The following is a 19,721-nucleotide window of genomic DNA, read 5'->3' as shown; positions in this document are numbered from 1 at the left end:
GAACGAAGCGAGCACCAGCTGTTCCTACAGGCCGTCCGCCTGCACAATGCCAGTCGCCAGCACCGAATCGAGCCCCGCCCCCGCCGCCGCCACGGCCAGCGCCTCGAGGTCATCGCACCGGTCAATCCACGGAAAGCGATACAACGGCACCGACGGCACGAGCTGGCGCAGCGCGTCGTAGTTGGTCGCCTCGGCCAGCGACGCATCGCGCGGCGAGATCGAGGTGAGCACGACCCCCGCCACCGGAATGCCCACCGACTCGGCGGCGCGCAGCGTGAGCAGCACGTGGTTCAACACGCCCAACCGGTTTCCTGCCACGAGCAGCAGCTCGCACTCCCAGCGCGCGAAGAGGTCGAGGTAGTTCAGGGACGGCGTGATCGGCACCATGAGCCCACCCGCGCCTTCGACCAGCAACAGCTCGCGATCACGCTCCAGCACCAGGCGCGCACGTTCCAGCTCATCGAGTGAAATGGCCACCCCCGCGCGCTGCGCCGCGACCATCGGCGCCAGCGGTTCACGCAGCACGTAGGGTCGCACGTCCGTCAACGAATCCACCGATCCGCACGCCCGCCGCAAGCGCTCAGCATCACTCGCGAGTCCGTCCTCGCCAATCGGGCGCTCTTCGATGCCGCTTTCGAGCGGCTTCATGGCGCCCACGCGCATGCCGCGCTCGCGGGCCAGCGCGGCGAGCGCGCAGGCCACCACCGTCTTGCCGATGCCAGTGTCGGTCCCGGTGACGGCCAGGCGACGGACGCCGGTGAGCAGCTCAGTCATCGATCGGCCCACCCGGCGTGAGGGGGGCCGCACGTTCGCCGGAGAGGAAGCGCTGGAGCACGGTGTAGACCTGCTGGAGTTCGTCGTCGGTGGTGCAGTACGGAGGGAGACAGTAGGCCACGTTCCCGAGGGGGCGGATGAGGACCCCCTGCTCGAGCGAGAACGCCGCGAGTTCGCGGCCAATATCGCTCAGGTAGCCCGGTGCCGCGTCGAGCTCGACCGCGGCAACCGTACCCAGCTGTCGCACTGCTTTCACCCCGCTCGTGTCCGCGAGATCCGCGAGGTGCCGCGCCTGGGCTACCTCGATCCGGATGCGGTCGTCCTCGCTGGCTTCGTCGAAGAGCTCGAGGCTGGCCAGCGCCGCCGCACAGGCGATCGGATTGGCCGTGTACGAGTGCCCATGGAAGAAGGTCTTCCGCCGGTCCTCGCTCCGGAACGCGTCGAAAATGGCCTCGGTGGCCACGGTGGCGCCGAGCGTTAGCACGCCGCCGGTGATCCCCTTGGAGAGGCAGATCAGGTCCGGCTGCACATCCGCCCGGTCGCAGGCAAAGAGCGGCCCGGTACGCCCGAAGCCCGTCATCACCTCGTCGGCGATGAGATGCACCCCCGCGGCCCGCGTCCGTGCGCGGATGCCCTGGAGTACCGATTCGTCCCAGACCCGCATACCGCCGGCGCCCAGAATGAGCGGCTCCACGATTACCGCCGCCAGCTCGCTCCCGCGGTCGACAATGAGCGCATCGAGCGCCGCCAGCGTATCGCCCTCGCTGGGGTCGGGCAGGCGCGCCACCTCGAAGAGCAGCGGCTCGTACATCTGCGTGAACACGCCGCGCGCCCCGGCCGCCATCGCTCCGAAGGTATCGCCGTGATACGCGTGCTCGAGCGCCGCGACCAGCCGCCGCGGCGTGCCGGCGTTCGCAAAGCTCTGCACACTGAGCTTGATCGCGACTTCCACCGCCGTCGACCCGTTGTCGGAGAAGAACACGCGGTTCAACCCACGTGGCAGTCGCGACACCAGCGCACTCGCCAGCAGCGCCGCCGGCTCATGGGTGAAGCCGGCAAAGATCACCTGATCGAGCGTGCGCGCCTGCTCGGCGATCGCCTGCACGATCTCCGGGCGGCAGTGCCCGTGCGTGGTCACCCACCAGCTCGAGATCGCATCGAGAATGCGCGTGCCATCATCACGGTACAGCCAGCTCCCCTCGGCGCGCGCGATCGGCACCGGCATGGGGCTCTGGTAGTGCTGGGTATAGGGATGCCACACATGCGCGGCATCGTGCAGCAGGAGATTCTCGCTCATAACACCAGGGCAGGGCGCGCGCACGCGCCGACAAATCGAACGATCAGACGCGCGTCAGCACGTCCAGCACATTCACCGCGAGCGCATCCACCAGCTCCACCGGATGCACCGCACTCACCGAAATCCGCAGGCGCGACGTCCCCGGCGGCACCGTGGGCGGACGCACGCCGCCCACCAGGAAACCGCGCCGACGCAGTTCCGCCGTAGCGGCCATGGTTCGCACCGCGTCGCCCACCACCACCGGCACGATGTGCCCATCTTCGGGGCCGGTAATCGCCAGACCGCCGACAGCGAGCTTGGTGCGGAGGCGCCGCGCGCGATCGCGCACCGCGTCCCGCCGCCACCGCTCGACATCGGCAATGCGCAGCGCTTCCAGCGTCGCCGCGGCGAGGGCCGGCGGCGAACCGGTGGTGAAGATGAACGACCGCGCCTTGCTCACGAGATACTCCACGAGCTCCTTCGATCCACCGACATACGCGCCCGACGTGCCGAGCGCCTTGCCGAGCGTGCCGACGACGATGTCGACCTGCCCCTTCATGCCGAAGTGCTCGATGGTTCCCGAGCCCGTCTCGCCCAGCACGCCGGTGCCGTGCGCGTCGTCTACATACGTCCACGCGTTGTGCGTGCGGGCGATCGTCACCAGTCGGTCCAGCGGGCAGAAGTCGCCGTCCATGGAATAGACGCCTTCCACCACGATCAGCGCGCGGCGATAGCGGTGCCGCTCTTCGCGCAGCATGGCATCGAGCGCGTCGAGATCGTTGTGCGGAAACACGCGCACCGCCGCCCGCGCCAGGCGGCAGCCATCAATGAGCGACGCGTGATTGAGTTCGTCGCTGTAGATCACGTCGCCATGCTGCGCGAGCGCCGGAATGGCGCCCGTGTTCACCATGTATCCCGACGGGAACAGCAGGGTGAAGTCGCACCCCTTGAGGCGCGCCAGCGTGTGCTCGAGCGCTTCGTGAATGGGGAAGTTCCCCGAGATCAGGCGCGCGGCGCCAGCGCCCACGCCCTCGGCTTGCAGGACGGCCATCGCCGCCCGCGCCACACGCGGTTCGCTGGCCAGGCCGAGATAGTCGTTGCTCGCAAAATCGGAGACGCGCTCATTGCCCAGGAGCACGGTGCCGGCGCGGCGTTGCTGCACCTGGCGGAGCGAGCGCTTGAGGCCGGCCGCCTGCAGCGCACGCAGCTCCTCGTCGAGCGCGGCGTTCATGGTGCTCGGCGGCAGATGGAGTTTGGTCGACATCGCCACCGCCCTACAACAGCGCCTGCAGATCGGCGAGCAGCGTCTGCCACCCCGTCCCCGGGGGATACATCGCTACCAGCTGGCCCTTCCGATTGAGCAGGAAGGCCTGCGACGAATGGCCAATCAGCTTGGTCGTGTCGGCGCCGTGCATGTGCTGCATGTTGGCCATCGATGGCCCTGAGGGCATCGGCACCGGCATCGGCTGCTGGGTCTGCGCGTCATCGGGAATCACGGCGACGCCGAACGTCTTCACCATGCGCCACACCGTGGCCGTGTCTCCCGCGAGGCCGATGAACGACGGGTGATACCCCGCCGCGTACTGCTGCGCGATGGCCGGTGTGTCGCGTTCGGGGTCGATCGACACGAAGACGAAGCGGACCTTGGCTGTGTCGTCGCCAAGCTTGGCGTGCACGCGCTTCCAGTCGGCGAGCGTCGTGGGGCAGATGTCGGGGCAGTGCGTGTAGCCGAAGAACAGCACCGTGAGCTGATCCTTCGACGGGCCGGTGGAAAAGTGCGAGCCATCCGCGCGCGTGAACTCGTACGCGGGCAGATCGCGCGCCGGAGTGACCGCTTCCCCCTTGAGCTCCGGGGAGCAGGCGGCCGCGAGCGCGAGCGCTGCGGTGGCGAGCAACGTGAGGGCACGAGTCACGACGCACCTCCGGCACAACTGGCGCAGACGCCGTAGAGCACCACCTCGTGTGCTTCGAGCACAAACCCCGCCGGCGTCAGGTCGGCGAGGTCGCCCGGGCACCCCTGAATCTCGAACACGCGATCACACGAGCGGCAGCGGAAGTGGTGATGGTGGGCCGCGCCCGAGCGCTCATAGCGCGGCGCTTCGCCCGGGAGCTCCACCGGCACCAGCCACCCGCTTTCGACGAGCGAGTTGATCGTCCGGTAGACCGTCGCGATCCCCAGGCCGGCGACCTGCGCGCGCCCCGCTTCGAGCACTTCGGTGGGCCCCAGGGGCCGCGCCGTGCGCTCGAACACCTCGCGAATGGCATCGCGCTGCTTCGTGTTGCGTTCCATTCACCAAATATGGGTAGATTCCCGCGCATGACGCGACCGCCGTCGGAGCACTCGTCGCATTTTTCGTGGACGCGCTGGCTGATCGTCTCGCTGGTGGTGATCGCCGTGGCGCATGGGGCCGACCCGCTCGCGTGGCGGGCGCTGCGCATGCCCGACGTCTACGACAAGGATTGGGGGCGCCTGCTGCGCTCTCTGGGCTATCTGCCCACCTGGGGCGCGGTGGCGCTGGCGTACTGGCTGCAGCTGCGAGACCGACCGCCGGGCGGCCGCGTGGCGGCGTATCTGGCCCTCTCTCCCACGGTTGGCGGGATCGTGGCGGAAGTGGGAAAGATCCTGTCCCGCCGGCTGCGCCCCGACGACACCACCTTCGGCTACGCCTTTCGCCCCTACAGCGACCACTTCTGGTCCAACAAGGGGATGGGGCTGCCGAGCAGTCACACACTCGTGGCCTTCGCCGGCGCGGCGGCGCTCGCGCGGATCTTTCCGCGGGCCCGCTGGGTCTTTTACGGCCTGGCGGCCGGGTGTGGGCTGACGCGGGTCATGGCGAACGCCCACTTCCTGAGCGACACGGTCGTGGCGGCCTGCCTGGGGGTGGCCGTCGGGGAGCTGCTGGCGAGCCGACTCCGCGTTCCGGACCCGGGTGCCGGCGGGTTGGATCCTAGCTGATAATAGGTTAGCATAAGGCATGTCGTCCGCGCTGCTGTTGACCAGTCTTGGAGCCCTTGGCTCGGGCCCGCTACTGGCGCGGTCGGCGCGGACGCGTCCGCAGATGCTCGCCTTCATCGACGGCTTCGTGCTCGTCACGATCGGCGGGCTCGTGCTGCTCGACATCATCCCGCACGCGCTCGAGCACCGCGATGTCTTCGCGGCGCTGTTCATGGTGCTGGGCTTCGCGCTCCCCACCATCGCCGAGCGGCTCTTTCACTACGGCGTACAGCGGACGCACACGGCGGTCCTCACGCTCGCGATCATCGGCCTCGCCATCCATTCCGCGCTCGATGGCAGCGCCATCGCGCAGAGCGATGCCGATACCCAGAACCTCTTGGGCTACGGCGTGCTGCTGCATCAGCTGCCGGTGAGCCTGATGATCTGGTGGGTGCTGGGCGACCGTCCGAAGGTGTCGTGGCTGGTGCTGGCGGGTATGGCCATCGTAACCGTGCTCGGGTACCTCGCCGAGCCCACGATCTTTGCCGTGCTGCCGGAGCGCGCCGGCTTGTGGTTCGAGGGACTCGTGGGCGGATCGCTGCTGCACGTCATCGCGCATCCGGCGCACGATCATGAACACGACGCGCATGATGATGAGCGTCATGTCCATGCGCCTACTGCCGCGCACGATCACGATCACGATCACGGTCATGCGCATGACCATGCGCATGACCACGCGCATGACCACGCGTCGGCCGACGCGCACGGGCATTCACATGCACCCGCGCCGTGGCCCAATGGTGTGGGGGCGTTGCTGGGGATCGCGCTGCTCGTGCTGTTGTATTTGAGCAAGCGCGACGAAACCGGGGCCATCCCCATCCTCGAGACGTGGCGCACACTCTGGGGGCTTGCGCTCGATAGCGCCCCGGCGGTGCTGCTCGCCTATGTCGCTGCGGGGCTGGTGCACGCGTTCGTGCCGGTGGGGAGCCTGAGCTGGATGAGCCGCGGGTCGCGCCTGCGCCAGGGCGTGGCCGGCATGGCGGTGGGATTGCCGCTCCCCGTCTGTTCATGCGGCGTCGTGCCGCTGTACCAGCAGCTCATTCAGCAGGGCGCAAGCACCACCGCGGCAGTTGCCTTCCTCGTGGCGACGCCGGAGCTCGGCATTGACGCGATCATGCTCTCGATCCCGCTGCTGGGTACGCCGTTCGCCATCGTACGTGTAGTGGCCGCGGGCGCGGCGGCGCTTGGTGTAGCGATGGTGATGGGTGCGCGGATCACCAAGAAGCCGCGCGGCCTGCCGATGGCCGCGCCGGTCGTTGCGCGGACGTTGGGCGACCGGCTCACGCAGGCGGCGCGGTCAGGCTTTGGGGAAATGGTGGATCACACCGCGCCGTGGATTCTCGTGGGGCTGCTGCTGGCCGCCATGGCCGCTCCCATTCTGCAGGGCTCGTGGCTGGCCGCGCTGCCCCGGGGGCTCGATGTCGTGGTGTTCGCCATGATCGGCCTGCCGCTCTACATCTGCGCCAGCGCCTCCACGCCGCTGGTGGCCGTGCTGATCGCGGCGGGCGTATCCCCGGGCGCCGGTCTCGCGCTGCTGCTCACGGGGCCGGCGAGCAACGTGTCCACGATCGGTATTCTCACGCGCATGCACGGACGCGCCTTCGCGCTCGGCTTCACCGCCGCCATGATCGGCTTTGCCATCGCGCTCGGTGTGCTGGTGAATATCGCCCTGCCCACACTCGCCGCGTCGCAGCCGGCGCTCGCGACCGAGACAACCGGCACGCCGATCCAGCTGCTGTCGGTGATCCTGTGCGGTGTGCTCTACGCGGCCAGCGTGATTCGCCGCGGCGCGCGCGGGTTCCTGGGCGAACTCGCCTTCGCCGAGGCGTGAGCCGATGATCCCGCTGGTGTTGATGGCGGGGTTTCTCGGGGCGGGGAAGACGCGCTTTCTCACGCAGCTCGTGCCCGCGCTGGCCGCGCGTGGTGTGCGGTCGCGCATCATTCTGAACGACTTCGAAAACGCGACCATCGACGCCGCGCGCCTGGGTGCCCTCGATGCGCTGGTCACGCCGCTCAACGGGGAGTGTGTCTGCTGCGGGTCGCTGCGCGAGCTGCTGCAGCAGCTGTACGACACGCCGAACGATCCGGGCAGCGTGATGCTCATCGAGGCGAACGGCGCGACCGAAACCGACGAACTGCTCGGTCACCTCACGACCGACGCCCGGCTCGGCCACTTCACGCTGCCGCTGCAGCTCACGATCGTGGACGCCGCCAAGTGGCAGAAGCGGTGGTTCAGCAATGCGCTCGAGCGCGCCCAGGTGCGGACGGCTACGCACGTGCAGCTCAACTGGATGGAGCGCCTCGGCGACGCGCGACGCACCGCCGTGCGGGCCAGCGTGCGCGAGGTCGCGCCGAACGCCGCCTTGGTGCAGGTGGATGACTATGCGGACACCCTGACCGCTCTCTCGCAGGAGGTGCACGCCGCGGCCGATCGCGGCGGTCGGGCACCGGCCGCAGCGCCGGCGCACCGGCACGGGCATACGCACCCGTTCGGCAGTCTCGCGCTGCCGCTGCCGCGGGTGGTGGATCGCGCGGCGTTCACGGCGTTCGTGCGCGATCTGCCGGCCACGGTGGTCCGTGCCAAAGGGATGATCCGCTTCGCCGACGCACCCACGGCCATGTGGGTCTGGCACAAAGTGCCCGGCCGCCGCAGTCTCAAGCTCGATCGCTCGGAATTTCACGACGACGCCGAGTCCACCGCGCTGTTCATCGGCGTGGGGATGGATCCGGATGACCTCAGCGCCCGCATTGCGGGCCTTTCTCGCCCATGAAAGCTCTCCTCTCCGTTCTGCTGGTACCGTGCGCGCTTCAGGCGCAGCCGGCGTCCTTTGTCTATCGCCTGGGCAAGGATACCGCCGCGGTGGAGCAGTACACACGCACGGCCACGTCGATTGCCGGCGACATGGTGCAGCGCAACGGCCCGGCGGTGGCACGCTATCGCTACGCCATCACGCTCGGCAAGGATGGCCGCCCCACGGCGGCGTTGTTGCAGCGCCTCAATCAGGATGGCAGCGCGGCGCCGGCGCCGAGCACGACGCGCTTCACGCTCACGCCCGATTCGATCGTACGGGAGATCGTGTTTGCCGACAGCACCCAGCGGCGCGCCTTTGCCGCCAAGGGGGCGCTCGTGAACTGGCCGACGTTCATCTACGGCCCCACCGAGCTGCTGGCCGGGCTGCGCGCGAAGAAGCTGGCCGTCGATTCGCTGCCGGCGGTGGGGAGCGCGGGCAATCAGGGCTTCACCGGCTTTACCACACTCGGTGGTGACTCCGTGCGCTTCCGTGGCGGTGCCTACGCCATGGTCCTGCGCCATGACGCGCAGCAGCGCTTGCTCTCGGTGGACGGCAGCGGGACCACGAACAAGGTCATGGCCACGCGTGGCGGCGCGGTGGACTTCGAGGCGATGGCCAAGGGCATGAAGCCCACTGGCGTGCTGTCCCTGCGCGACGATGCGCGCGCCGCGTTCGGCCCCGGCGGCATGGTGATCGTGGACTACGGCCGCCCGCAGGTGCGTGACCGCAGTGTGTGGGGCGGCGTGCTCGTGCCCTTCGACAGTGTGTGGCGCATGGGCGCCAACGATGCGACGCACCTCTTCACCACGCGCCCGCTCACGATGGGGTCGCTCACGCTCGCCCCGGGGATGTACACGCTGTGGGTGCAGCACACGAAGAGCGGCACGATGCTCATCGTGAACAAGGGCACCGGTCAGTGGGGGACGCAGTACGACGCCAGCCAGGACCTGGGCAAGGTGCCCATGACGCTGGCCGACGCGCCAGGCTTTGTCGAAACCATGACCATCACCGTGAAGGCGCAGGGCGCCACCCGCGGATCGATCGAGCTGGCGTGGGGTGATAAGGTGGCGAGTGTGCCGTTCACGGTCGGGAATCGCTAAACTGTTCGGTGTCCGCTCTTCGTCGCCTCTGCCCCACGCGTCTCATGTCCTTCGCTCGCGCTGCTCTCGTGCTCGCCGTCACCATCGCTGCGCCGCTCACGCTGCGCGCGGTACCGCTGCCGCATCTCAAGCTCACGCGGAGCCTGCCGGCTGCCGACGGCACGGTGCCCCAGGCGCCCAAGCAGCTCGAGCTCTGGTTCTCGGAAGCCCCGGAGCTGCCCATGACCAAGGTCACGCTCGCCACGAGCGCCGGTGCCGCCGTGGCTGTGGGGAAGCTGGCCAGCGCCGGCACGCCGAGTGAGCCGGGCGTGGTGGTCCCGATCACCGGGGCGATGGCCGCGGGCAAGTACACGGTGACGTGGCGAGCCGCGTCCAAGGACGGCCACCCCATGAACGGGACGTTCAACTTCACCGTCGCCAAGTAGCCGGGAAGATCGGGCCTCCGACATCGGAGCCCTGATCAGACATCAGACTTCGGTCTCGGCAGCGGACATCTGATGTCGGACTTTGGGACTCGGACCTCGGCGCCGAGGTCCGAGTCCCGAGGCCAGTGTCAGACTGCCGAGCCCGAGACCGAATTCCGATGTCCGATCGGGCACTGAGGTCGGAAGTCCGACAAACGGCTGTGACGGCTTGGGACTCGGGGGCGTCTATCGTCGTATGGCGCCCACCCCTCCCGACGCCCTGTTCCTGGCCTTTCAGCAGGCCATCGCCGGCCGCTACTCCATCGACCGCGAACTCGGTCGGGGCGGCATGGGCATCGTGTATCTCGCGCGCGAGGTGCACCTCGACCGGCTGGTGGCTATCAAGCTGCTGCCCCCCGAGCGCGCCGCCGAGCCGGCCATCCGGGCGCAGTTCCTGCACGAGGCGCGCACCGCCGCCAGCCTGTCGCATCCGCACATCGTGCCGATTCACGCCGTCGATGACATCGACGGCTTTGTGTTTTTCGTCATGGCGTATGTCGAGGGCGAAACGCTTGCCCAGCGCGTACAGGCACGCGGGCCCGTCTCGCCGCGCGAAGCGACCCGTTGGCTGCAGGAAGTGGCCTGGGCGCTGAGCTACGCGCACAGTCGCGGTGTGGTGCATCGCGACATCAAGCCCGACAACATCCTCCTCGAGCGCGAGAGCGGGCGCGCGCTGGTCGCGGACTTCGGCATCGCGCACGCGCTGGGCACGGATGCCCATGGCGTGCACGGCACTCCCGAGTTCATGGCACCCGAGCTCGCCCTCGGGAGTGAACCAAGTGCGGCGAGCGATGTCTACGCGCTTGGCATTACGGCGTTCTTTGCGCTGAGTGGGCAGCTGCCCTTCACCGGCCCCGATGCCGCCGCTGTCCTGACGCAGCATTGCACGCAGCCGGTGCCGCCGCTGGGAGGTCGCGGGCTGGTGGTGCCGCGGCGTTTGGCGCACGTGGTGCAGCAGTGTCTCGCCAAGACGCCGGATGCGCGCTTCGCGAGTGCCGATGCCATTGCCACGCAGCTGGGCGCCGCGCTGGAGCAGCGCCGTGAGCTGCCGGCGCCCCTGCGCGCGTTCGTAAAGCGCGATGGCCGCGCCGATGGCGCGGGGACGGTCCTCACACTGATCGCGTCACTCGGCGCGTCCATTGGCGCCGCGTCGCTCCTCGGTCCCGTCGCCGGCGTGGTGACACTCGTCGGTGCCGGTGCGCTGGGCGCGGCGGCCTTTGGCGTGCTCGCGGCGCGGCGACTGCTCGCGCAGGGATACACCGCGGCCGACGTTGGCCCCGCCTTCGATGCCGAACTTGAATTGCTGCGCGAGGAACGGAGCGCGTCGCCGGGCCGCGTGCTCCGCTGGCTCGAGCGCATTGCCCGTGGCGTGGTGCGCATTGGCGCGCGCACGTCGCTGGCGTTGGTGCCCTTCGCCATCGCGGGCGCGGTGAGCCCACGCTTCAAGCCCGTGGCGTCATTGCTGACCTTCGTGGCGATCGGGACCGGCGTCACCGTGCTGCCGTGGCTGGTGCTCCAGCAGATGCGCCGTGATATCGACATCCCCTTCTGGCGCGCGCTCTGGACCGGCGCATTCGGACGGACGGCCTTCGCTGCCGCGCGACGCGTGCGCGGGGCGGCGGCCGACACGCCGATCGTCACCCATCGCGCGACCGAACTGTCGCTCAGTCTCGCGGCCGAGCAGCTGTTCGAGCAGCTGCCGCGCGAGACGCGCGCGGCCCTCGGTGATGTCCCGGCCGTGCTGCAGCAGCTGCAGGGGGATGCGCTCGCGCTGCGGAAGCAGTTGGCCGCCGTCGTGGATGTGCTGGCCGATGCGAACGCGCTGAGCGACGACGCCCGTACCGTGTGGCAAACCGAGCGCACGCAGACCGAGCAGCGGCTCCAGCAGACCGTCGCGGCCCTCGAGGGGCTGCGTCTGGGCTTGCTGCGCCTGAGCGCGGGGAGTGCGACAGTGGCCAGTGTGACCACGCACGTCGATCTCGCCCGCGCGCTGTCGGCCGATGTGTCACGGCTCGCCGACGCGCACGAGGAAACGCACGCGCTGCTTGGCGAGTATCGCCCGGCACCGGTGCAGGATATTGCCACATCACCGGTCTGATGACATGACGACTCCCGACGCGCGTCTCGCGACTCCGCTCGAGGCGGCCTGGCAGCCGGCGATGGGGGGACGGCTCGCCGTGCCCACCGCATCGGCAGCGCCCCGCACCACCGGCGACGCAGGCGAAATGACGGCGACGCCGCGCACCTGGTGGCGCACCGGCCTCCGCGTTGTACGCGACCTGGCCATCGGCTTTGCCGTGATCGCGGCGATTCCGCTCGCCACGATCGCTTTTGTAGGGCCGGCGGAATGGACCACCAACAGCACGCGCGATCGCGTGGCCGAAGTGGAGCGGCTGCGACCGCTCACGCTCAGCTCGCGCGCCGGCATTACGCCCATCGAGGCTGGGGAGGCGCTGTACCGTCTCGCGCCGCCTCGCGTGGATCAGGCGATTGCGATGCGCCCCGTCGTGCCCGACGTGCTGCCGTGGGACGGGGTCCCCGCCGATGCGGCGCTCTTTGCCGACCACCGCAGCAACCGCTGGCCCGGCCCTCTCGCCACTAAGGTCATCGAGCGAGCCGCGCAGGGGTACTCGGCGGCGGAGATTGCGTGGCTTCGCCAGATCGCCGAGGCGCCGCTGTGGCGCGATGCCGATCTGGTCGCCCGCGCAGCGCAGATCGATATCGATGGCGCCCGATTGGCGAAGCCGTTGGACCCGGAGACGCCGTGGTTGTATCCGCCCACGACGGCCACGCAGCGCCTGCGCAAGATCGGCGACGCCGGGGTGGCCCGCGCGGCGTACTACGTCACGCAGCACGACTACGCCAAGGCGGAAGAGGCGCTGCGCACGGTGGTGTCACTCGGTTTTGCGCTGGTGGACAACGGCACCTCGTTCCTCGACGCGCTCACCGGGCGTGTCCTCATCGACATCGGGCGCGATGGGCTGCACCAGCTCAGTGCGCTGACCGGACAGCGCGACCTGTTCGCGCGCTCAGAGCCGTTCCGTTCGAATCCCAACGCGCAGCGCATACCGATCGCCGTGCGGGAGGCCGACGCCGCGCGCAATCTGGCGGATGCGTCGCTCTCCCGCGCCTTCCGCTTCGAGCAGTACGGGCTCATGTCGTACACCTCCTGCAGCAGCGTGGGGAAGGTGCTGACGGGACTCAGTGACGCCGAGCGTGCCGCCATGGACGACGCCCGTCGCACGCTCCCGCGTTTTGCGTCGGAGCGGAACATGCTCGACCTGCAGGGGCGTCGCGTGGATGTGATTGCGAAGGTGGTGGCGCCTACCCACACACTCACGAGCATCATCGTCGGCGCGGGGGAGGTCACCGCGGCCGTGACGGGCAATCCCCGCATCGCCACGTGCACGCGCTTCGCCGCGGCACGATTGGACGGGCACTGAGCGTCGGACAGCGCCGCCATGAAACGCACAACGCCCCGCCGATTGGCGGGGCGTTGTGTCATGGAGCCGAATCGCTGGCGGCTTAGCGGCCGTAGCGCTTCTTGAACTTGTCGACGCGACCCTGCGTGTCGATCAGGCGCTGCGTGCCCGTGTAGAACGGGTGCGAGTCGCTCGTGATTTCGAGCAGGATGAGCGGATACTCGTTGCCGTCGTTGAGCTTGATCTTGATGTCGCTCGTCATGGTCGAGCGGGTCAGGATCAGCGCACCCGTGGAGGCGTCCTTGAAGACGACCGGGTGGTACGGCGGATGAATGCCTTCCTTCGCCATCGGTAACTCCAGCTGGCGCCACCATTTCCGGCGGTGAGCGCGTCAAATCATGGGGGCCCGGAGTGGGGCCCGAAGGCCCCGCGGGTTGCCGGTTTTCGGCAGAGCCTGAAAATATCGCCAAGCCCCCCCGCCCATTTCAACCCGTGGAGGAATCGGAATTCGGAATTCCGAGCCGTGGCGGGCCCTCGGACGTCGGTCTCGGACGCGGGTGTCGGAGGTCGGACCCTCGGGATTCTGGCCTCGGCTCCGAGCGTCCGAATCCCGAAATCTGACCTCCGATTCCCGCGCCCGAGACCGAATTCCGATGCCCGACTGGTTCTGAATTCCGAAGGTCCGATCACCTCAGTCACATCACAAATCTGGTGTGGAGCGGCGCATGACCTCGAAGTACCCGCCGAGCGTGCCGGCCGCCGAGGCCTGGGTGATCTCCAGAATCCCGCTCGTCAGCTGGTTCATCAGGAACCCCCCGGCGCCCCGCTGGCCGAAGCCGCCGGTGCTCGAGCGGATGAACCGGGCGGCGGTGTCGATGGGCATGGCGGCGACGTTCGCATAGAAGCGGGGCGCGTCGTCGCCCTGTTGCCAGAGATACTGCTCCACGTTGCTCGTGTAGAACACGTTCACGCTGGCGCCGCGCTCGCGGAGCCAGGCGCCCACGGCGCGCAGCGCCTTGGGGCCGGAGAAGTTGCCGACGAGTGGGATGAGCAGATTGCGGCGCTCGAGATCGCGCACCACGCGATACTGCGCTTCGGTGCCGAGGAAGCCGAGGTTTGTGCCGGTCGGATCGGTCATGCGGGCGATCTGTGAAAAGCTCGGCATGCCGCGGCCGAAGCCACGTCCGCCAAAGCCGCCACCGGAGCCGCTCGAGTAGTTGAGGGAGCCCGGGCCGCTCGCAAAGAAGACGCCGTCTACGTAGCGCAGCGTGGCGAGATCGGCGCTGTCGAGCGTGAGCCCCCGCGTGCGGGTGAGGTGCGTGCGCACCTCGTCGAAGGTCTTGAGAAAGAAGGCCGTGTCAGGCGCGGTGTGTTCGAGACGCGCCATCAGCGAATCACTCGGCCACGCATCACCATGCGGGGCGCCATGCGCGAGCGGGCGGCCGAACAGGCGCGCCAGAAACACGTCCCGCGAGGGGGAGAGCTCGAAGACCGCCTTGTACCAGAGATGCTGGAGCAGATTCTGGCGGCGAATGTCCACGATGAACGCGATGCGCGGTTGGAGCGCCGCGATGTACGTGAAGTTCTGCTCCGGGCCGACGCCCACGTAGACGCCGCCGGGGGGCGCGATGGTCTTGAGTGTGGCCACGACGTACTGCAGCCCGAGCTCGTTCGACACGAAGTTCTCGGAGCGGAAGTAGCCGCCGGGCTCGGACAGCTCGCGCACCATGCGCCACCAGGTGCTGTCGGCGAGGCTGTCGGGGAGCCGCGCATTCTTGAGCGCCGGTGCCAGCCGCGTGAGGGGCTCACCCACGGGCGCCGGTGCGGGGGTGGCGCGCGGCGCCGGCGGGCCGGCGTGACAGCCCACGGTGAGCAGCGCGCCAGCGACGCACAGCCGGCGGATCGGCGAACGGTCCAGCAGTCGGAGCATGGGCGCGGGACGAAGGGCAGTGGCCGAAACCGGGGACGGGAGAGATCGTACAGTCCGTACCCGTCGAACGCACGGCCGCTGCCGCAGGTTGAGCATGCGGCCCGATTCTCTCAGCCCGCCCGATCGCATGCAGCCCACCCCGCCTCAGCCGCCCAGCGCCCCCAACGTCATCGAGGTCCCGGTGCCGAGCGGCCGGGTCACGGTCTCCCTCCCGGGGAACGCGTCGCCGTCGGCCTTCTACGAGGCGCAGGTGGCCGCGCGTCGCGAGATCCAGCGTCAGCTCGAACGGGTGCAGGAGACGCGCAACGAGGTCGCCAGCTGGCTCAAGAACGACGAGATCACCACTGCCGACCGCAGCGGCCTCGAGACGCGCCTCAAGGAGACCGATGCTCGCATCTCCGACCTCGAGAAGCAACTGGCGCAGGCCGATGCGGCGGTGACCAAAGCGGCTTCGGTTCCGGGGGCGATCGTCGAGAAGCCCGAGCCCGTGCGCCCCCCGCAGTACGATGAGACGGCGGCGATCATCGGCTCCTGCCTCACGATCTTCGTATTCGCCCCCATCGCGATCGCCTACGCCCGCCGCATCTGGAAGCGTGGCGCGACCGTCATCGCACCCGTTCCCAAGGAAGTGACCGACCGCCTCGACGCCATGGGCCAGGCCGTCGAGTCCATCGCCCTCGAAGTCGAGCGCATCGGGGAAGGGCAGCGGTTCATCACGAAGGTGATGGGCGACCGGCAGCTCGGCGCCGGGGCGGCGCAGCCGATCAGCGTGGGGCAGGGGGAGCGGGTCGAAGCCAACCGCTAACCCAACCCAAGAACCCCAAACCCGAGAACCCCTAACCCCCAACTGATCAGTTCGGGGTTGGGGGTTCTCGGGTTTGGGGTTCCTGGGTTCATACAACCCTTTCCGCGCCTCCCGTGTCTTTACCGCGCACATGCATGCGCCCCCCGTCACCGCCTCCCTTTCCCGGGTTCACGTGACCGACGCGGCCCTCCTCGACCGGCTCAAGGCTGGGGATCCCGCGGCGGAACGCGCGTTCTACGAGCAGCACGTGGATCGGATCTACCGCCTCATCCTCCGGATGAGCGGGCGGCCCGAGCTCGCCCAGGAGTGGACGCAGGACACCTTCGTTCGAGCCTTCGATCGCATCGGGCAGTTCCGGGGCGACGCCGCGCTCGGCAGTTGGCTCCATGCGATTGCGGTGTCGGTGGCCCTCAACGGGCTGCGTCAGCAAAAGCGTCGCGACGCCTTTGCCGCGCCACTCGATGAGGCCACGGCGGTGTCCACTCAGGCGAGCGACAGCGATCCGGACTTGAAGACGCGACTCAAGCACGCGATTGCTGCGCTCCCCGAGGGCACACGCCGGGTGTTCGTGATGCACGATGTGGAAGGATTCACGCACGAGGAGATCAGCGAGGCGCTCGGTGTCGCCGTCGGCACCAGCAAGTCGCAGCTCTTCCGGGCCCGCGAAAAGTTGCGCAGTGCGTTGGCCGCCTTTGCCCCCGTGTTGCGCACCCAGGAGTCCGCATGAACCAGCAGCCGCACGAACAACCGAACGACGACGTGCCCCTCGAGCCGTGGATGCTCGACCTCGCGAAAGCGGCGGTCGAGGATCTCGACACCGAGGTGGCGGTGCCGCGCGACCTGATGTGGAAGCGCATCGAGAAGCAGCGGGCGCCGAAGACCACGTGGCGCTGGCGGCAGATCGCGGCCATCGCGGCGGTGCTGGTGGGCGGCGTGGCGATTGGCCGGTATGTGGTGCCCTCGAACACCACGCCCGCCGTCAGCGTCGATACCCTGGCGCAGGGCGGCACGGACGCCGCGGCACTCGCAGCGAATGATCCGTCGCGCGTGGCGATGCAGGAACATCTGGTGCACACCGTCGCGCTGCTCGCGGCCGTCAACGAGGGCGGATCGGAACAGAAGACGGCGCCCGATATCGGGCCGCAGGCGCGTGATCTGCTCACGACGACGCGGCTCCTCCTTGATCAACCGCAGCTGCGCGACAGTACGACGCGCCGGCTGCTGCAGGACCTCGAGCTGGTGCTCGTGCAGGTCATCCAGGCGCGCGGCAGTGCGCCGGAAACGCAGCGCGCGCCCCGCGAAACCTTGAAGGAAACCAACCTGCTCACGCGGGTGCGGGCGGTCGTGACGGCCTCGTCGCGGACCGACGCCCCGGTGTACGGAGGCAGCAACTGATGAAGCGCACCACGTTTGCTCTGCTCGCGATCTGCACGCTCCGTGCGTCCACCCTGGTCGCACAGCCACGCCCGGCCAAGGCACCGCCGGCGCCGGCGCACGCGCCCGCTCCCGTGTCCAAGCCCGCACCGGTCGCCAAGCCGGCCCCGGCGGCGCCCCGCGCGCCACTCGATCCATTGGATGCGCTCGATGCGGCCGACGTGATGTCGCTCGATCTCGCACAGATCCGGGCCGAGGCGATGGCCGCGATCCCGCAGGCGCAGATCGAACTCGCGCGCATCCAGGCGCAGGACATGGCGGTGAGCGCCAGGGCGCTCGCCGAGGCGCAGGTCGCGCTCAATCTCGACGCGTCCAACCTCGCGGCGATCGCGGAAGCGCCCGTGAACATCGGCAGGGGGAATGCGTGGGGCGGTGCCTGGTCCAAGGGGTATCGCACCGCGGCGCCCGAACCGTGGGCGCCGCAGGATGTCGCCGACTCGCTCTATCGCGAAGCGCGCAAGGCGCTCTCGGCCGACCAGTATGAAAAGTCGGCCGACCTGTTCCGGAAGATCTGGCGCGTGTATCCGCAGAGCGCGTACGCCGCTGATGCCTACTACTGGCAGGCGTTTGCGCTGCAGCGCCAGGGGGGCGACCGGAACTTGGGCGAGGCGCTGGCGAGTCTCGAAACGCAGGCACAGAAGTTTCCCAAGGCTGCCACGCTCGGCGATGCCCGTTCGCTGCGGGCGCGCATTGAAGGGCAGCTGGGACGTGGTGGCGATCTGGCCATGGCGACGACGCTGCGCGGTCGCGCCGAGCGGGTGGCCAGCGATGGCTGCCCGCGTGCCGACGAAGACGAACGCATCGAGGCGCTCAACGCCGTGATGCAGATGGATCGCGAGCAGGCACTGCCGATCTTGAAGAAGGTGTTGGCGCGTCGCGAACCCTGCACGCAGGCGCTCCGCCGCACGGCGGTGATGCTGATCGCTCGCAACAAGCAGCCCGAAGTCGCGCAGACGCTGATGGGCGTGGCGAAGAACGATCCTGATCGCGAGGTGCGCGAGCAGGCGGTGTTCTGGCTGGCGAATGTGCAGACCGACGAAGCGGTGGACATGCTCATCGATCTCGCGAAGCGCGGCGATGACCTCGAGCTCCGCAAGCGGGCGGTGTACTCGCTGTCGCGTGCCAAGTCGCCCAAGGCGCAGGAGACGCTGCGGCAGATCGTGCTGGATGAGAATCAGCCCGAAGAGCTGCGCGGGGATGCGCTCACCTGGGTGACGTCGCGCGGCAACGGCCTCGATGCGGCGCAGGCGTTCGCGTACCTGAAGGAGGTGTACGCGAAGGGCGGCACGATGAACTTCCGGCAGCGCGTGCTGTCGCAGATCAGCGTGGCGCGGAGTGACGAGTCGCGGACGTTCTTCGTGAGCGTGGCGCTCAACGAGCGCGAACCGATGGACTTGCGGCGCACGGCCGTGTCGTACCTCGGGGCCAGCGGCCGCTGGTCGGTGCGCGGCGGGCAGTTCGGCATGACCTACGCCGCTTCGCCGGCGATGGCGTCGAATCTGGCGGTGGTTGGCTCGAGTGGCAGCGGGGTGAGCGGCACCGTCAATGTGGTGGCGGGGCAGGCGCCGGCGCCGCGCGCGGCGACCGAGAGCGAAAAGGCGTCGCAGAGTGCGGCCGCAACGGCCCTGACCACGGTGTACGAAAAGGTCAGCGATCTCGATCTCAAGCGGCAGGCGCTTTCGAGTCTGGCGACGATTGGCGAGCCGGGCATCGACAAGCTCCTCGATGTCGCGAAGAACGAGAAGAACACGGAGCTCCGTCGCAGTGCCGTGAGCTATCTGAGCCGCACGAAGGATCCGCGCGCGCTGCAGCTCCTGCAGGACATCATCAACAAGTGACCCGCCGCGGTGTGGTGTCGGCGCTTGCCCTCGCGGCGAGCGCCACCCTGTGGGGTGCCCGGGAGAGTGGCGCCCAATCGCTGGAGCAGCGCATCGGCAGCGTGCGCGATGGTCGCATCCGTCTCACCTTCGCGGCGGCGCTCGGCGTGTGCGGCAACGGCAACAACTGGTCGCGCACGCGCAACGGCGGCAGTGTGGCGCAGATGAGCGGGGTCTTCTACGACGGCGGCAGTCGCGATGTGGAGAACACCTGCGAGCGCGGCCCCGTGCGGCTCGTCGTGGTGCGCGAGCAGGGCGATACGAAGCAGCTTCGCACCTACGTCGGTGGGCGCTGGAAGGCCGACACGGGCATCACCGACCTGGGCGCGATCAGTGCCCGTGAGGTCGGCGCGTGGCTCTTGGCCCAGGCCGAGCGCGGCCCCGATCGCGTCGCACGGAGCGCGCTGCAGGCGGCGATCCTGGGCGATTCCATCGCCACCGGCCCAATCCTGCTGCGCATCGCCCGCGACGACTCGCGCCCACAGGATGTCCGCAACAGCGCCGTGAACTGGCTCGGGGAAGTGGTCGGCGAGCGCGTGAGCGCCACGCTCGATTCGATCGCCTACGAGCCCGGCGACCGCGAGCTCCGTCGCGCCGCCATTTTCGCCCTCGCCCGCCGCCCGGCGGACGAGGCCATTCCGGCACTGCAGAAGCTCGCCGAGAGTCTGCCCGACCGGGAATTGCGGCGGAGCGCGGTGATGGCCTTGGCGCAGACGCGCGACCCCCGAGCGTTGCAGTGGATAGAGGGGCGGCTGGGCAGCAGGTAAACCCACAACCCACGACCTAAAGCCCGAAACCCAGAACTGATCAGTTTGGGGTTCCGGGCTTTTGGTTGTGGGTCGTGGGTGTAAA

At 69.0% G+C, this 19,721-nt stretch carries 19 protein-coding genes; 12 read left to right on the top strand and 7 right to left on the bottom strand.

Annotated features, from left to right (window positions below; all coding sequences use genetic code 11):
* Nucleotides 1–24: 24 nt before the first annotated feature.
* Genes bioD through K2R93_14665 form a run of 5 tightly spaced genes read right to left on the bottom strand, consistent with a single transcriptional unit; the run spans nucleotide 25 to nucleotide 4,340 of the window.
* Nucleotides 25–774, bottom strand: a complete 750-nt coding sequence (gene bioD / locus K2R93_14685; GenBank protein ID MBY0491086.1) for a dethiobiotin synthase — start codon at nucleotides 772–774, stop codon at nucleotides 25–27.
* Nucleotides 767–2,071, bottom strand: a complete 1,305-nt coding sequence (locus K2R93_14680) for an adenosylmethionine--8-amino-7-oxononanoate transaminase (GenBank protein ID MBY0491085.1) — start codon at nucleotides 2,069–2,071, stop codon at nucleotides 767–769. The genes bioD and K2R93_14680 overlap by 8 nt, the downstream gene beginning before the upstream one ends.
* A gap of 43 nt (nucleotides 2,072–2,114) precedes the next feature.
* Nucleotides 2,115–3,314 (bottom strand): 8-amino-7-oxononanoate synthase, encoded by a 1,200-nt coding sequence (gene bioF, locus K2R93_14675; GenBank protein MBY0491084.1) that lies wholly within the window; start codon nucleotides 3,312–3,314, stop codon nucleotides 2,115–2,117.
* A 10-nt stretch (nucleotides 3,315–3,324) separates the two neighbouring features.
* On the bottom strand, nucleotides 3,325–3,963 hold the full coding sequence (locus tag K2R93_14670) for an SCO family protein (GenBank protein MBY0491083.1): 639 nt from the start codon (nucleotides 3,961–3,963) through the stop codon (nucleotides 3,325–3,327).
* On the bottom strand, nucleotides 3,960–4,340 hold the full coding sequence (locus K2R93_14665; GenBank protein MBY0491082.1) for a transcriptional repressor: 381 nt from the start codon (nucleotides 4,338–4,340) through the stop codon (nucleotides 3,960–3,962). Before K2R93_14665 ends, K2R93_14670 begins: the two co-directional genes overlap by 4 nt.
* A gap of 27 nt (nucleotides 4,341–4,367) precedes the next feature.
* Here K2R93_14665 and K2R93_14660 point away from each other — a divergent pair, with 27 nt between their 5' ends.
* From K2R93_14660 to K2R93_14630, 7 genes are all read left to right on the top strand, one after another.
* Nucleotides 4,368–5,006 carry a phosphatase PAP2 family protein gene (locus K2R93_14660; GenBank protein ID MBY0491081.1) on the top strand — a complete coding sequence of 213 codons (639 nt, stop codon included), beginning with the start codon at nucleotides 4,368–4,370 and terminating at the stop codon, nucleotides 5,004–5,006.
* 19 nt (nucleotides 5,007–5,025) lie between these two features.
* Nucleotides 5,026–6,876 (top strand): permease, encoded by a 1,851-nt coding sequence (locus tag K2R93_14655; GenBank protein MBY0491080.1) that lies wholly within the window; start codon nucleotides 5,026–5,028, stop codon nucleotides 6,874–6,876.
* 4 nt (nucleotides 6,877–6,880) lie between these two features.
* Nucleotides 6,881–7,816: a GTP-binding protein gene (locus tag K2R93_14650; GenBank protein MBY0491079.1), complete on the top strand. Its 936-nt coding sequence runs from the start codon at nucleotides 6,881–6,883 to the stop codon at nucleotides 7,814–7,816.
* A complete protein-coding gene (locus K2R93_14645; GenBank protein MBY0491078.1) occupies nucleotides 7,813–8,937 on the top strand; it encodes a DUF2911 domain-containing protein in 1,125 nt (374 codons plus the stop codon). Before K2R93_14650 ends, K2R93_14645 begins: the two co-directional genes overlap by 4 nt.
* Nucleotides 8,938–8,945: 8 nt before the next feature.
* Nucleotides 8,946–9,362 (top strand): copper resistance protein CopC, encoded by a 417-nt coding sequence (locus K2R93_14640; protein MBY0491077.1) that lies wholly within the window; start codon nucleotides 8,946–8,948, stop codon nucleotides 9,360–9,362.
* 235 nt (nucleotides 9,363–9,597) lie between these two features.
* On the top strand, nucleotides 9,598–11,499 hold the full coding sequence (locus K2R93_14635; GenBank protein MBY0491076.1) for a serine/threonine protein kinase: 1,902 nt from the start codon (nucleotides 9,598–9,600) through the stop codon (nucleotides 11,497–11,499).
* A 4-nt stretch (nucleotides 11,500–11,503) separates the two neighbouring features.
* Nucleotides 11,504–12,844 (top strand): hypothetical protein, encoded by a 1,341-nt coding sequence (locus tag K2R93_14630; GenBank protein ID MBY0491075.1) that lies wholly within the window; start codon nucleotides 11,504–11,506, stop codon nucleotides 12,842–12,844.
* Nucleotides 12,845–12,926: 82 nt separating this feature from the next.
* Here K2R93_14630 and K2R93_14625 read toward each other — a convergent pair whose 3' ends face one another.
* Together K2R93_14625 and K2R93_14620 are read right to left on the bottom strand one after the other, a co-directional pair.
* Entirely contained in the window at nucleotides 12,927–13,172 is a 246-nt protein-coding gene (locus K2R93_14625) for a type B 50S ribosomal protein L31 (GenBank protein MBY0491074.1), read from the bottom strand.
* A 351-nt stretch (nucleotides 13,173–13,523) separates the two neighbouring features.
* Nucleotides 13,524–14,753 carry a hypothetical protein gene (locus K2R93_14620; protein ID MBY0491073.1) on the bottom strand — a complete coding sequence of 410 codons (1,230 nt, stop codon included), beginning with the start codon at nucleotides 14,751–14,753 and terminating at the stop codon, nucleotides 13,524–13,526.
* A 94-nt stretch (nucleotides 14,754–14,847) separates the two neighbouring features.
* On the opposite strand from K2R93_14620, the gene K2R93_14615 reads away from it, so the two are divergent.
* The 5 genes from K2R93_14615 (at nucleotide 14,848) to K2R93_14595 (ending at nucleotide 19,636) form a co-directional block, all read left to right on the top strand.
* Entirely contained in the window at nucleotides 14,848–15,558 is a 711-nt protein-coding gene (locus K2R93_14615) for a hypothetical protein (GenBank protein ID MBY0491072.1), read from the top strand.
* A gap of 172 nt (nucleotides 15,559–15,730) precedes the next feature.
* On the top strand, nucleotides 15,731–16,285 hold the full coding sequence (locus K2R93_14610) for a sigma-70 family RNA polymerase sigma factor (protein ID MBY0491071.1): 555 nt from the start codon (nucleotides 15,731–15,733) through the stop codon (nucleotides 16,283–16,285).
* Nucleotides 16,282–16,953, top strand: coding sequence for a hypothetical protein (locus tag K2R93_14605; protein MBY0491070.1), 672 nt, complete (start codon nucleotides 16,282–16,284; stop codon nucleotides 16,951–16,953). The genes K2R93_14610 and K2R93_14605 overlap by 4 nt, the downstream gene beginning before the upstream one ends.
* Nucleotides 16,953–18,830 (top strand): HEAT repeat domain-containing protein, encoded by a 1,878-nt coding sequence (locus K2R93_14600; GenBank protein MBY0491069.1) that lies wholly within the window; start codon nucleotides 16,953–16,955, stop codon nucleotides 18,828–18,830. The genes K2R93_14605 and K2R93_14600 overlap by 1 nt, the downstream gene beginning before the upstream one ends.
* A complete protein-coding gene (locus K2R93_14595) occupies nucleotides 18,827–19,636 on the top strand; it encodes a HEAT repeat domain-containing protein (GenBank protein MBY0491068.1) in 810 nt (269 codons plus the stop codon). Before K2R93_14600 ends, K2R93_14595 begins: the two co-directional genes overlap by 4 nt.
* Nucleotides 19,637–19,721 lie beyond the last annotated feature (85 nt).

The organism is Gemmatimonadaceae bacterium (genome assembly GCA_019752115.1).
Lineage (GTDB): Bacteria > Gemmatimonadota > Gemmatimonadetes > Gemmatimonadales > Gemmatimonadaceae > Gemmatimonas.
This window is presented reverse-complemented; position numbering and strand designations above follow the sequence as displayed.